General features: G+C 70.9%; 13 protein-coding genes and 2 pseudogenes. 3 read left to right on the forward strand and 12 right to left on the reverse strand.

Annotation, left to right across the window (positions count from 1 at the left end; all coding sequences use genetic code 11):
- Positions 1–2: 2 nt before the first annotated feature.
- From ABTU92_RS22780 to ABTU92_RS22835, 12 genes and pseudogenes are all read right to left on the reverse strand, one after another.
- On the reverse strand, positions 3–371 hold the full coding sequence (locus tag ABTU92_RS22780; protein ID WP_408093911.1) for a hypothetical protein: 369 nt from the start codon (positions 369–371) through the stop codon (positions 3–5).
- Complete coding sequence (locus ABTU92_RS22785; RefSeq protein ID WP_408093912.1) at positions 368–1,279, reverse strand: class I SAM-dependent methyltransferase; 912 nt, start codon at positions 1,277–1,279, stop codon at positions 368–370. Before ABTU92_RS22785 ends, ABTU92_RS22780 begins: the two co-directional genes overlap by 4 nt.
- A 232-nt stretch (positions 1,280–1,511) precedes the next feature.
- Positions 1,512–2,067: pseudogene (locus ABTU92_RS22790) on the reverse strand (Uma2 family endonuclease).
- A gap of 97 nt (positions 2,068–2,164) precedes the next feature.
- Positions 2,165–2,749, reverse strand: a complete 585-nt coding sequence (locus ABTU92_RS22795) for a Uma2 family endonuclease (protein WP_408093913.1) — start codon at positions 2,747–2,749, stop codon at positions 2,165–2,167.
- A 198-nt stretch (positions 2,750–2,947) separates the two neighbouring features.
- On the reverse strand, positions 2,948–4,774 hold the full coding sequence (typA, locus tag ABTU92_RS22800; RefSeq protein ID WP_408093914.1) for a translational GTPase TypA: 1,827 nt from the start codon (positions 4,772–4,774) through the stop codon (positions 2,948–2,950).
- 133 nt (positions 4,775–4,907) lie between these two features.
- Complete coding sequence (locus tag ABTU92_RS22805; RefSeq protein ID WP_408093915.1) at positions 4,908–5,174, reverse strand: hypothetical protein; 267 nt, start codon at positions 5,172–5,174, stop codon at positions 4,908–4,910.
- A gap of 10 nt (positions 5,175–5,184) precedes the next feature.
- Positions 5,185–5,466: a phage holin family protein gene (locus ABTU92_RS22810; RefSeq protein WP_408093916.1), complete on the reverse strand. Its 282-nt coding sequence runs from the start codon at positions 5,464–5,466 to the stop codon at positions 5,185–5,187.
- On the reverse strand, positions 5,463–5,684 hold the full coding sequence (locus ABTU92_RS22815; RefSeq protein ID WP_408093917.1) for a hypothetical protein: 222 nt from the start codon (positions 5,682–5,684) through the stop codon (positions 5,463–5,465). The genes ABTU92_RS22810 and ABTU92_RS22815 overlap by 4 nt, the downstream gene beginning before the upstream one ends.
- The gene (locus ABTU92_RS22820; protein WP_408093918.1) at positions 5,669–7,105 is read right to left on the reverse strand and encodes a radical SAM protein; all 1,437 of its coding nucleotides are present in this window, start codon (positions 7,103–7,105) and stop codon (positions 5,669–5,671) included. Before ABTU92_RS22820 ends, ABTU92_RS22815 begins: the two co-directional genes overlap by 16 nt.
- Positions 7,080–7,820 carry a prolipoprotein diacylglyceryl transferase gene (locus ABTU92_RS22825; RefSeq protein WP_408093919.1) on the reverse strand — a complete coding sequence of 247 codons (741 nt, stop codon included), beginning with the start codon at positions 7,818–7,820 and terminating at the stop codon, positions 7,080–7,082. Before ABTU92_RS22825 ends, ABTU92_RS22820 begins: the two co-directional genes overlap by 26 nt.
- A 182-nt stretch (positions 7,821–8,002) precedes the next feature.
- The gene (locus ABTU92_RS22830) at positions 8,003–9,604 is read right to left on the reverse strand and encodes a TAXI family TRAP transporter solute-binding subunit (RefSeq protein WP_408093920.1); all 1,602 of its coding nucleotides are present in this window, start codon (positions 9,602–9,604) and stop codon (positions 8,003–8,005) included.
- 314 nt (positions 9,605–9,918) lie between these two features.
- Positions 9,919–11,037, reverse strand: coding sequence for a site-2 protease family protein (locus ABTU92_RS22835; protein ID WP_408093921.1), 1,119 nt, complete (start codon positions 11,035–11,037; stop codon positions 9,919–9,921).
- A gap of 115 nt (positions 11,038–11,152) precedes the next feature.
- Between ABTU92_RS22835 and ABTU92_RS22840 the strand changes: the two genes are divergently transcribed.
- The 3 genes and pseudogenes from ABTU92_RS22840 to ABTU92_RS22850 all read left to right on the forward strand — a co-directional run.
- Positions 11,153–11,461, forward strand: a complete 309-nt coding sequence (locus ABTU92_RS22840) for a 4a-hydroxytetrahydrobiopterin dehydratase (RefSeq protein WP_408093922.1) — start codon at positions 11,153–11,155, stop codon at positions 11,459–11,461.
- A 101-nt stretch (positions 11,462–11,562) separates the two neighbouring features.
- Positions 11,563–11,970, forward strand: coding sequence for a YkvA family protein (locus ABTU92_RS22845; protein ID WP_408093923.1), 408 nt, complete (start codon positions 11,563–11,565; stop codon positions 11,968–11,970).
- A 126-nt stretch (positions 11,971–12,096) separates the two neighbouring features.
- Positions 12,097–12,304, forward strand: a pseudogene (locus tag ABTU92_RS22850) (hypothetical protein); the annotation flags it as partial.

A 12,304-nucleotide genomic window follows, 5' to 3' on the forward strand; every position in this document is an offset into this window, starting at 1 on the left:
GTTCACCCCGCGACCAGCACGAGCCCGCCGGCGATCACCAGGATCCCGAGGACGAGCCGCAGCGACAGTGGCTCCGAGAAGGCGAGCGCGGCGACGAGCGGCGTCACCGCGAACGCCAGGGCGACGAACGGATAGGCGCGGCTGAGCGGCGTGAAGGTGAGGACCCACACCCAGAACACCGACAGGACGCCGTAGAGCAGCACGGCGGCGACGAACCAGCCGTTCTGCACGAGGCTCGCGAGTCGCGCCGCGCCGCCTGCCTCGGCGGGCAGCCGCAGCGCGGCCAGCTTGAACAGCATCTGCCCGCCGACCATGCCGAGGGCGTAGCCGGCGAGCAGCAGGATCTGGAACCCGCTCAGCCCATCCTTCATGACGGTGCCGCGCCGCGGCCCGTCTCGGGCTTGCGCAAGACAACGCGCATGGCGTCGAAAAGGTTGACGGGAAGGCCGAGCCGGCCCGCCGCCGGTACGATGCCGGACATTGTGCGCGGCCCGAGGCCGGTCAGGCGGCCGAGCTGATACAGCACGAGCGATGCCGGGACAGTCTTCCACGGGTGGTCGACGGACTCGGCCACGAGCCCGTGCGCGGCCGCGAGCCGGCGCAGGCTCTCCACGGTGAAGAACCACAGATGCTGCGGCGGCGTCATCAGCCGCCAGCGGCGGCCCGTGAGACGCGCCACCGCCGAGCCGAAGTCGCCGGTCGTGATCACGACGATACCGCCCGGCGCCAGCCGCTCGGCGACGAGGCCGAGCGTCTCCTCGGGAGCCGGGAGATGCTCGATCACATCGAGCATCACGACGACGTCCGGCGTGCCGAGACGGTCGAGCGTGTCGGGTGCGATCACGCCCGTGATCACGTCGAGGCCGCGGTCGCGGCAGAACTCCGCGGCGTCGGCGGCGATCTCGACGCCGGCGACGTCGAAGTGCCGGGCCGCCTCGGCCAGAAAGAAGCCGTAGGCGCAGCCGGCCTCGATCAGCCGGCCGCCGTCACGGAAGCGGCGGACGAAATCGACCGTGCGGGCGAACTCGCGGCGCAGCACCGGCTCGGCGCCGCGATAGTCGGCGTAGCCGTCCTCGTGCGCGCCGGAGAAATAGCCGTCGGTGTAGTAGGCCTCCGGGTCGAAGCCGGCCGTCTCGGTGCGCCCGAGGCCGCAATGCTCGCAGCGCAGGATGGCGCAGCCGTGCTTGTGCCAGAGCAGGCGCTGCGGCGTCGGCCCGCCGCAGGCCGGGCACGGCAGAGGCAGCGCAGTCGCGGGGCCGGGCATGGTCTTCTGCAGCACGCGGAACCCTCGCGGAGCGCCCGGCGACACCATGGGACGGCGGCCTCGGCGACGACGGAAACACGACGACGGAAACAGCGATGTGACGGACGGCGCGCCGTGGGCGAGACGCGAGCGTGGGCGAGCCTACGAACCGATCGCACTGCAGCACAATCACGCACCCCGCGACAAACCGGCGCAGCCGGGCGGTGCTACCGGCCGAGGTCGTCGCGCGAACAGAAGAGGTGGCTGATCAGGCGAACAGGTCGGCGATCTCGATTACGAGGCCCGGCGGATCGAGCGTCAGCGGGCCGGCATCGCGTATCCGCGCCACCACGCGGCCGTCGGCTGTCCGGGCGTGATGGGTGACGGCGCGCGCATCGGGATCGATCACCAGATAATGGAGCACGCTCGGGAGCTTGAAGTAGCCGATCAGCTTGGCGCTGGTGTCGCTGTGCGCCGACGTCGGCGAGATCACCTCGACCACGATGACGGGGTCGGTAATGGTCATGCCGTTCCCGTCGAGCGGCGCGCCGAGCACGACAGTCCGCATCCGGCTCGTAGGCCGTGAAGGCATCGATCGGGACGGTGAGTCCGTCGGTGAATGCTTCACCGATGATGCCCGATCTGGCCAAAGCGTCGCGCAGAGCGATGAAGGCCGATGCTTTCAGGCGATTGTGCACCACCCGCTCGGACGCCATCATGACGACCTGCCCGTTGATCAGCTCGGCACGCGGGGCCTCCGGCTGGGTGGCGGCCCAGCCGAGGAACTCGTCCACCGTCATGGCGTGGCGGAGCGCGATGGTCATGATGGACACGATAGCATCGGCAACCGGCGGGCGGTAGAGCGCCCGTTTCTGCGGGCCCAGACGCTTGCGCGGTGGTGACCGCGCCGGCCCGGAATGATCACGCGAACAGGTCGGCGACCTCGATCACGAGGCCCGGCGGATCGAGCGTCAGCGAGCCGGCATCGAGCGTCCGGACGACGAGGCGGCCCTGGTCGGCGCCGTCACTATCGTCGGAGGCGCCTCGTGCGTGGTGCGTGACCTTGCGGCCGACCGGATCGAGCAGCAGGCAGTGCGCGACGCTCGCCACCGCGAACCAGCCGGCGAGGCGTGCCGCACGGGCGTCCGCCGCGCCGCCGTTGGCGCCCGGCATCGGGGCCGCCACGTCGACGACGATCACCGGATCCGTGACGATCAGACCGCCGCCGATCAGCGGCGCGCCGAGGCGCAGCACCACGTCGGGCTCGTAGGCCGTGTCGGCCGCGATCGGCACCAGCATGCCGCCCGTGAAGGTCTCGCCGGCGAGTCCGGCCGCGACCAGCGCGTGCTGAAGCACGCGCGCCGCCTTGAAGCGGGTGCGGGCGTGCTCCGCCGGCTGCGCCGCGACCGGCACGACGCGGCCCGCGATCAGCTCGGCGCGCGGCGGCTCCAGCCGGGCCTCGGCCCAGGACAGGAACTCCGAGACCGTGAAGGGCGCGTTGCTCACCGGGCGCTCATCCGGAAGCCGCCGGATTGCTTCGGTGGTCATTCCGGGGTGCAGCGAAGCTGCGAACCCGGAATCCAGCGTGACACTCTGCGGCTGGATTCCGGGCTCGATGCGGAGCCTGTGCTCGGGCGGCGCGAAGCGCCGACCCGGGTGCGCCGCCCCGGAATGACCAACCGAACTGATCACCCGGACGCGAGCTCACACGCCCTCGCTGACCTTGCGGCGCTCTTCCTTCTTGCGCTCGTTCGGATCGAGCAGCTTCTTGCGCAGCCGGATCGACTTCGGCGTCACCTCGACCAGCTCGTCGTCCTGGATGTAGGCGAGCGCCTTCTCCAGCGTCATGCGGATCGGCGGGGTGAGGCGCACCGCCTCGTCTTTCGAGGTGGTGCGGATGTTGGTGAGCTTCTTGCCCTTGAGCACGTTCACCTCGAGGTCGTTCTCGCGGGTGTGCTCGCCGACGATCATGCCCATGTAGACCTTCCAGCCGGGCTCGATCATCATCGGGCCGCGGTCCTCCAGGTTCCACAGCGCGTAGGCGACCGCCTCGCCGGCGTCGGTGGAGATCAGCACGCCGGTGCGCCGGCCCTGCACCTCGCCCTTGTAGGGCGCGTAGCCGTGGAACAGGCGGTTCATCACCGCGGTGCCGCGGGTGTCGGTCAGAAGCTCGCTCTGGTAGCCGATCAGGCCGCGGGTCGGGGCGTAGAAGACGAGCCGGGTGCGGCCGCCGCCGGACGGGCGCATCTCGATCAGCTCGGACTTGCGCTCCGACATCTTCTGCACGACGACGCCGGAGAACTCCTCGTCGACGTCGATCACGACCTCCTCGATCGGCTCGCGCATCTCGCCGGTCGCCTCGTCGCGCTGGATCAGCACGCGCGGTCGCGACACCGAGAGCTCGTAGCCCTCGCGCCGCATCGTCTCGATCAGGATGCCGAGCTGCAGCTCGCCGCGGCCGGCGACTTCCATGGAATCCTTCTCGGTGGACTCGGTGACCTTGAGCGCGACGTTCCCTTCCGCCTCGCGGAGCAGGCGGTCGCGGATCATGCGGCCCGTCACCTTGTCGCCCTCGGTGCCGGCGAGCGGCGAGTCGTTCACCCGGAACGTCATCGAGAGGGTCGGCGGGTCGATCGGCTGAGCCGGCAGCGGCTCGGTGACCTCGGGCGAGCAGATCGTGTGCGCCACCGTCGCCTCCGGCAGGCCGGCGACCGACACGATGTCGCCCGCCACCGCCTCGTCGATCGGCTGGCGCTCCAGGCCGCGGAAGGCCAGCACCTTGGAGATGCGGCCGGTCTCGACGATCTTGCCGTGGCGGTCGAGCACCTTTGCGGGCTGGTTCGGCTTCAGCGTGCCGGACGTGATGCGGCCCGTCACGATGCGGCCGAGATACGGGTTCGATTCCAGGATGGTGCCGAGCATGCGGAACGGCCCGTGCTCGATGGTCGGCTCCGGCACGTGCTTCAGCACGAGGTCGAGCAGCGGCTCCATCGACTCCTTCGGGCCTTCGAGCGCCGGGGCCATCCAGCCCTCCTTGGCGGAGCCGTAGAGGACCGGGAAGTCGAGCTGCTCCTCGCTGGCGTCGAGCGCCGCGAACAGGTCGAACACCTCGCTCGCCACCACGTCCGGCCGGGCATCGGAGCGGTCGACCTTGTTGATGGCGACGATCGGGCGGAGGCCGATCTTGAGCGCCTTGGAGACCACGAACTTGGTCTGCGGCAGCGGACCCTCGGCGGCGTCGACCAGCACGATGGCGCCGTCCACCATGTTGAGGATGCGCTCCACCTCGCCGCCGAAGTCGGCGTGGCCGGGCGTGTCGACGATGTTGATGCGGGTGTCCTTCCAGACGATCGAGGTCGCCTTGGCCAGGATGGTGATGCCGCGCTCGCGCTCCAGGTCGTTGGAATCCATGGCGCGTTCGGCGACCCGCTGGTTCTCGCGGAACGTGCCGGACTGCTGCAGCAGCCGGTCGACCAGGGTGGTCTTCCCGTGGTCGACGTGGGCGATGATGGCGACGTTGCGGAGCTTCATAGGGGTCCCTTGAAAAACGGAACGCGGGCCTCCGGGGCCCGCGAGATTTGCGCCGGACTATAGACAAGGTCCGGCCGGAGGCAAGGAGCTGGCACGAAACGTGAACGAACGGCGCCCCGGCCGGCGCCGCGTATCAGGGCGGCGTATCGCCCGGATGACGGCCTGTCATGGGGGCCGGTCCCGTGGACCGAGCCGCCGCCCGGTCCCGCATGCGCCGTCGGCCGCCGCGGATCAGGAAAATACCGCCGGCCGCGATGGCGATGCTGATCGCCCAGACGATCACCAGCTCCGGATCGACCAGCGACTTCGGCTCGGTCAGGCCGAACGCCACCACGAAAGCGCCGGCGCACAGGCCGGGCAGCAGCAGCACGAGGCCGAGCAGGATCATCAGGATCGCCACGGCGGTCTCCTCACGGCGGCGGGGAATCGGTCGGCTTAGGGCTCTGATCGGAGCCCGTGGGCGTCGGCGGCATGCGCCGCAGTCGCCGCGCCCCGATCAGCACCAGGGCACAGAAGATCCACCCGATCGCCGCGCCGACCAGCGAGATGCCCGACACGGCCTGGGCGACGGGGTCGCGGTCGAGCAGCATGCCGAGCCCGCCGACCGTGAACACGGCCGAGCACAGCCCGGACGGCAGCGCCATCAGGCCGATCAGGACGAACAGCAGGAATTTCTGGCCGGTCTCGGTCATGCGGCCGTCGCGCCCCCGCGCATCCGCCAGCCGACCCGGATCATCGCGGCCCCGAACGTCGCCACGGCCAGGCATCCCAGCCAGAGCATGGCGAAGCCGAGGTCCGGACCGCCTTTCGATGTCTTCAGGCCGTAATCGACCAGGAGCGCCACGGCGCTCACGAGCGGCAACGGCAGGATGAGCACGAACCCCACCAGGATCATCAGGACGGCGGCCATCCGGAGCCCCTTTCGCTGGCGCTGCGGCGCGCCCGGATCTCGTCCACCAGCCCGTTCCTGTAGAACAGGTTGTAGGTGTCGAACGGGATGATCTTGCCCTCGGGCGTGACGAAGTGGATGCACGAGCGCTTCACGCCGCCGAGGCAGAAGTCGAAGCGGTCCATGAACGACACGATCGCGACCCGGAAGACGTTCGCATAGGACAGCCCCTCCGGCACGGTGGCGCGCGGCAGGCAGCACAGGAACTCGGCCAGGCGCTCCGGTGCGTTCATGGCGCCGGACGACAGCGAGAACAACTCGACGAATTTCCGCTGCAGCGCCGGTTGTTTCTCGAAGTTGATGGTGTTGGGGACGACGGCCACCAGATCCTCGCGCGACAGCATCGAGGTGACGGGCAGGACGCGCCCGCCGTTGCGCAGCCCATAGCCGATCGAGATCGTCTCGGGATTGCACGGCAGCGGGATCATGTCGTCCGCGCCGAACACGCCGGAGTCGGCGATCACGCGCCGCCGGATCTCGGACAGGACGATGCGGTTCCGCTTGGCGTCGAAATTCTCGTTGCGGCCGGCGTCCTGCACGGGCTGGAACGTCACGCCGCGCACGCAGCTCCACGTCAACGCGTGCTTCACGATCGCGCCGATCTCGCGATCGTTGACGCCGCGCTTCACCGTGACGACCAGCGTCGTCGAGATGCCGTGGCGTTCCAGGTTCTCCAGCGCCTGCTGCCGGATGCGGCGCAGGTCGGCGCCGCGCAGGTTCATCAGGGCGTCGCGCTCGAGCGAATCGAACTGCAGATAGACCTCGAGCCCGCGCCGGCGCTCCGCGAGGCGCGCGGAAAAATCCGGGTCCTGGGCCAGCACGAGCCCGTTGGTGTTGATCATCACGTGGCGGATCGGCCGCGCCAGCGCCGCGTCCAGGATCGCGAAGAACTCGGGATGCAGGGTCGGCTCGCCGCCGGAGATTTGCAGCAGGTCCGGCTCGCCTTCGCTTTCGACCAGCGCGTCGAGCATGCGCTCGACGGTCGCCAGCGGAAGATGCGTCGTGTGCTGCGGGGACGATCCGGCGAAGCACACCGGGCAGGTGAGATTGCAGTGCTGGTTGATCTCGATCAGCGCCAGGCAGGAGTGCTGCTCGTGATCGGGACACAGGCCGCAATCATACGGGCAGCCGTGCGCGGTGCGGCTCTGGAAGGCGAGCGGCGTGTCGCCCGGCTTGATGTAGTCCTTGCAGCGCCGCCAATAGGCCGCGTCGGTCGAGATCAGGGTCGATTGGACGCCGTGCGCCTTGCAGCGCTTCTCGTACCAGACTTCGTCGTCGACGATCTGGATCTTGGCCGGCACCAGCTCCAGGCAGGTCTCGCACAGCGACGTGGTCTGGCCCCAGAAGACGTAGGGTCTAGATCTCCGCAGCGCTGCGGTCATGCGCCTCTCCGGATCGGCTCGTCGTGATCTGCTGCGCGGTCGCCAGCATGAAGACAGCCCAGATCACGAGCGCGGCCGACAGGAGGTGGAACACCGTGAACGGGCCGAGAATCGTGCCATAGGGCTTGAGGAATTCCCAGACGAAACGCTGCAGCCCATAGAAGCCGACCGCCAGGTAGAACCCTTGGTCGATCCATCGCGTGCCGCGGTTCATCACCTGAACGACGTAGACGAGCGCGAAGGCCGCCATCGCGGCGCTCTCGTAGAGCTGCACCGGATGGCGCGGAATGCCGTCGCCGAAGTCGTGCGCCCAGGGCAGGGTCGTCGGCGTGCCGTGGGTGAAGTCTTCGATCCCGGCGAGATGGCAGCCGATGCGGCCGACCGCGACGCCGACGGCGAGCGGCAGGGCGAAGCGGGCGCCGGTGCGCAGCGCGACGCCGGTCGCCTGCTTGTAGAGCTCGACCCCGAGGATGGCGCCGGCGATGCCGCCCTCGATCGAGCGGGCGACGACCGGCACGCCGGAGACGATCATGTTGAGCGTGCCGAACAGCACCGCGCCCGTCCCGGCGCCGAGCACCAGGGCCGCGACATAGCCGAGCTCGGTGGTGACGGGCGGGAAGGCGATCTTTTCGACCCGGGTCAGCCACAGCGCGGCCATCCCCGCGGCCATCCAGGCGAAGACGTCGAACAGGGTGTGGACGGCGAAGCCGGACATGGTGCCTCGGGGCGACCCGCCCGCAGAAGGGCGCTCCCGGGTTTCTCCGTCGTTCCGGGGCGGCGCGCAAGCGCCGAGCCCGGAACCTATACGCCCGGTGTTCCGTGAGCCATCGGTGCCGGGACTGCCGGGACTATGGATCTCGGACACGCGGGCGTCGCCCGCGTTCCGGGATGACGGACTCAGGTTCCGTCGGCCGGCTTGGTCATCCGAAGAATGGTGGCGCTCGGTCCGGGGGCGGGATCGGCCGACGGGGCCGATTTGGCGGCCGCAGCTGCGTCGCTGCCCGGCATGACTGCGCCGGCCGCTCCGCCGGCGACTTGTGCGCGGCGCGCCGCCACGGCCGCCCGGGCCTGGTCGAAGGCGAGCGTGTAGGCGGCGAGCGAGACGTGGTCGAGCCCGTCACGGCTGCTCGGCAGCAGCACGCGGGCGAGGATCGCGTCGATCTCCCGGTCGAGCGCCGCGAGGGCCGCGAGGTCTCGGGCGGCGTGCGCCTTGCCGATCAGCCCGAGCAGGCGTTCGAGCAGCCGCTGCCGGCGCGAGCGTGTGTCGGCGCGCAGATGGCTCGCCAACCAGGCGAGGCCGGAGCCGACGCCGGACAGCGCCATGGCGCCGATGTAGATGAAGTCGCTGTAGCGATCGAAGAAGCCCTTCTGGTCGTCGTCGATATAGGCGGCGGCGCCGGGATGCGCCGGCACGGCGGCGTCGCGGTCGGTGTCGGGCTTCTCGATGCGGGCCGCCATCGGAAACTCCGACGACAGCGTCTGGCGGGCCATGAAGATTTGCCGGGTCAGGTCGGCGATGGTGTCCTCCGGCACGCTGCGGCGGGCGACGATGTAGTGCTTGAAGCCGAGGGTCTCGACCGCGTCGGCCGGCTGCGGGGTCTGGCCGCCGAACACGCCGGCCTTCAGCTCGGCCTCCTCGTAGACCGGCATGCGGGCGGCGATCACCTCGGAGGCGCCGATCTCCAGGAAGGTCGGGCCGGTGCGGCCGTTGCTCGAAGCCGCCACCGCGCCGGCGACGTGCGGGCTCGCGACGGGGCCGAGCGCCAGCACGGCGTCGACTGGATGGGCGCGCAGCGCGCCGGCGACGTCGCGGGCGTCGAGCGGCACCACGGTCACCTTGTCGATCGGCACCTGGTACTGGCGCAGGATCGATCCCAGAATCTCGCGGTCGCCCATGCCGGGGCCGACCAGCCCGACGCGGCGGCCGGCCAGCGCCTCGATGCTGTCGATCCTGGCCGGCGCCGGTGTGGCCGGCGTCGCCGATGCCTTGGCGCGGCGGCGCGATGCGGGGCGGGCCGGCGCCTCCGGCTTCGGCCCGCCGGCGGCGAGCGAGCCTTCGGCCGGCACCATCAGCACCGCGATATTGTCGTGCAGCACCGCCACGGCCTGGGCGGCGGCCGGGAAGGCGACGTCGCGGCGGACGACGGCGAGATCGACCTCGCGGTTCTGCAGGGCGCGGGCCGCGGCGCCCGGTCCCTCCTTGACGATCGGGACGAGCCGCACCGTCGTGCTGCGGTCGCGGCCGAACTGCTGGGCGATCGCCTGGACCAGGCGGGCGTCCTCGCTGCCGGGCGGCCCGACGGCGATCCGCAACGTGGTCGGGCGATCGTTGAAGTAGAACAGGCCGGCGACCACGCCGGTGACGACGAACAGCCCGGCGAGCAGCAAAAGCGGCGTCTGGCGCGACAGGATCTTCAGCCGCCGCAGCGCCCGCCGCGAGCGCGACGTGCGGTCGCGGGCCGCCCCGAGGGCGACGGGGCGGCGGACGAGAAGCGGCATCCTCAGGGGTCTCCGGCGGTACGTCTGGCGGGCATGCCGCATGTGGGCACGGCCATGCGGCAGCGCAAAGGCACGAACCCGCGAGGGGAGCGGTTCCGTTCCGGACGGTAAAGAGGAGGTCTTCGGTATCGGGTCTCGTGTCCCGGACAAGGCGCGTCGGCCGTAGGCCCGATGCGCCGCAGAGCCGGGGCCCAGGGGAGGCACGACGGGCGCCACGACGGCGGTCCGTGATCACCGTGCCTGATCGCCCTGGGTCCCGGTTCGCGGCGCGTCGCGCCGCGCCCGGGACACGAGGCCTGCTACGCGGAAACTGGTCACGCCCCCGCGGCGCGGCCCCAGGGGCCGATGCGGGTGTTCTTGGGGAGCGCCTCGCGCACCATCAGCATCTCGCCGACCGTCTCGGAGGTGACGAGGCCGATCAGCCGGCCGGCCGCGTCGACGATGCCGACGGCGGGCTTCTGCTTCTCCTGCAGAGTCGCGAACGCCGTCTCCAGCCGGCCGCGATGGCTCATCAGCGGGATGTCGCTGGTCATCACCTCGGCGACCGGCGCCTGCGGGCCGACCTCCTTGAGGGCCCGGATCATGTCGGCGCGGCTGAGCACGCCGACCAGGCGGCGCTCGCCGTCGACCACCGGGAACTCCTGCTGGCTGGTGCTCAACAGCGTCTCGATCGCCGCCTCGATCGGCTCGTCGGGCGTCAGCGTCGCGAAGCGGGTGATCATGGCGGCGGCGACCGGCACGTCGCGCGACATCGCCCGGATGGCGACGAGCTGCGCCTCCGAGGCGGCGGCCAGATAGACGAAGATCGCGATGAAGATCAGCATCGGGTTCACGAACAGCCCGATGAAGCCGAACGCGAAGGCGGTCGCCTGGCCGATCCACGCGGCGATCTCGGTCGCCCGCACATGGCCGAGCTTGACGGCGAGCAGCGCCCGCAGCACCCGCCCGCCGTCCATCGGGAACGCCGGGATCATGTTGAACAGAACGAGGAAGATGTTCACGGCCGCGAGCTTGTCGAGCATCGACGCGGCGGTCGAGTCGACGGCGGCGAGGTTGCGGATCGACGGGTCGGCACCGCCCAGCACGATCAGCAGGAAGGCGATCACCACGTTGACGGCCGGACCCGCCACCGCCACCAGGAATTCTTCGCCCGGTGCCTCGGGAATGCGCTCCAGCCGCGCCACGCCGCCGATCGGCAAGAGCGTCACGTCGGGCGTCGCCACCCCGAAGGCGCGGGCCGCGAAGATGTGGCCGAACTCGTGCGCCAGCACGCAGGCGAACAGGAGCAGCATGAAGACGAGGCCGGAGACCGCCGCGTCGGCGCCGCCCTGGGCCCAGCTCGCCCCGAAGATCCAGACGAGGAACAGGACGAAGGTGACGTGGATGCGCACCGCCGTGCCGGCGATCGACCCGATGTTCACGGACCACGGCATCTGCGCCTCCGGTTCTGGTCGGCGAAGCCCGTCGCCAGTCGCCCCTTTCCGCAGATATGATCGCATCGCGCCGCCCACCAGACGCGGGCGCCCCCTGCGACGAGGAGAACCCCCGATGAGCGAGCTACTCACCGCCGAGCGACGCCGTGCGGCGCTGGCCGCCCTGCCCGGCTGGCAGGACGCGACGGAGCGCGACGCGATCACCAAGGTGTTCACCTTCGCCGACTTCAACGCCGCCTTCGGCTTCATGTCCCGGGTCGCGCTGGTCGCCGAGAAGCACGACCACCATCCCGAATGGTTCAACGTCTACCGGACCGTCTCGGTGACGCTCGCGACCCACGACGCCGGCGGCGTCACCGAGCGCGACATCGCGCTCGCCGCCGCCATGGAGAGCATCGCCGCGGCGACCGGCCTGAAGGCGTGACGATGCGCCGCCCGGCCCGGCGCCGCCCGGCCCGGCCGGCGGGTTGAACCAACCCACCGGACCCCCATTTTCTCGACGAGGCGAACCACGAGGACGGGACCATGGCGGCCACGCAGGCACGGTTCGGCACCGACGGGACGATCGGCGACGGCACGATCGACCCCGCGCAGGCAGGGCGGGACGACGCGCGGCGCGACGAGGAGACGGTGCGGCGCGGCTTCTGGCCGAAGCTGAAGCGTGTCGTCACGCGGGTTCCGTTCGCCGAGGAGCTGCTGGCGGCGTATTACTGCGCCTTCGACCGCGGCACCCCGCACCATGTCCGGGTCGCCCTCCTCGGCGCGCTGGCCTATTTCGTCATGCCGGCCGACATGCTGCCCGACATCGTGCCGGCGCTCGGCTTCACCGACGATGCGGCCGTGCTGGCCGGCGTCCTCAAGCTGGTCGTCTCCCATCTCGGCCCGCAGCACCGCGAGGCCGCCCGCCACGCCCTCGACGAAATGGCGCGCTAGAGAGCCGCGAATCGGGGCACAGTGGCGCGGGGGCGCCGGGGCGTTCTCGACAGTCCGGGGTCCGGACCGCTGCGCACGGGCGCCGGCGGCCGCCCGGACGCGATTCGGGACTCTGACGGGTTGAGAATGGGACACGACATCCGCATCGGGTCGTCCGCCGCGACGACCACACGCCGTTTCGCGCCGGTCGGTCTGGCGCCGCTGATCGCCGCCGTGCTGACCGGCGTCGCCGGGCTGGTCCTCGCCGGACCGGCCGCGGCCCAGCTTCCGCCGCCGCCGTCGAACACGCCGGCGCAGCGCCCGGCGGCCCAGCCGCCCAAGCCGAAGCCGCCGG

It is taken from the genome of Rhodoplanes sp. SY1, assembly GCF_046000175.1.
Taxonomy (GTDB): Bacteria; Pseudomonadota; Alphaproteobacteria; order Rhizobiales; family Xanthobacteraceae; genus Rhodoplanes.

Bases quoted from the DNA above. Each gene is read 5' to 3' on its own strand.
- ABTU92_RS22780 (WP_408093911.1), bottom strand. From the start codon at position 371: ATGAAGGATGGGCTGAGCGGGTTCCAGATCCTGCTGCTCGCCGGCTAC.
- ABTU92_RS22835 (WP_408093921.1), bottom strand. From the start codon at position 11,037: ATGCCGTGGTCCGTGAACATCGGGTCGATCGCCGGCACGGCGGTGCGC.
- ABTU92_RS22825 (WP_408093919.1), bottom strand. From the start codon at position 7,820: ATGTCCGGCTTCGCCGTCCACACCCTGTTCGACGTCTTCGCCTGGATG.
- ABTU92_RS22845 (WP_408093923.1), top strand. From the start codon at position 11,563: ATGGCGGCCACGCAGGCACGGTTCGGCACCGACGGGACGATCGGCGAC.
- typA (WP_408093914.1), bottom strand. From the start codon at position 4,774: ATGAAGCTCCGCAACGTCGCCATCATCGCCCACGTCGACCACGGGAAG.
- ABTU92_RS22810 (WP_408093916.1), bottom strand. From the start codon at position 5,466: ATGACCGAGACCGGCCAGAAATTCCTGCTGTTCGTCCTGATCGGCCTG.
- ABTU92_RS22840 (WP_408093922.1), top strand. From the start codon at position 11,153: ATGAGCGAGCTACTCACCGCCGAGCGACGCCGTGCGGCGCTGGCCGCC.
- ABTU92_RS22830 (WP_408093920.1), bottom strand. From the start codon at position 9,604: ATGCCGCTTCTCGTCCGCCGCCCCGTCGCCCTCGGGGCGGCCCGCGAC.
- ABTU92_RS22820 (WP_408093918.1), bottom strand. From the start codon at position 7,105: ATGACCGCAGCGCTGCGGAGATCTAGACCCTACGTCTTCTGGGGCCAG.
- ABTU92_RS22815 (WP_408093917.1), bottom strand. From the start codon at position 5,684: ATGGCCGCCGTCCTGATGATCCTGGTGGGGTTCGTGCTCATCCTGCCG.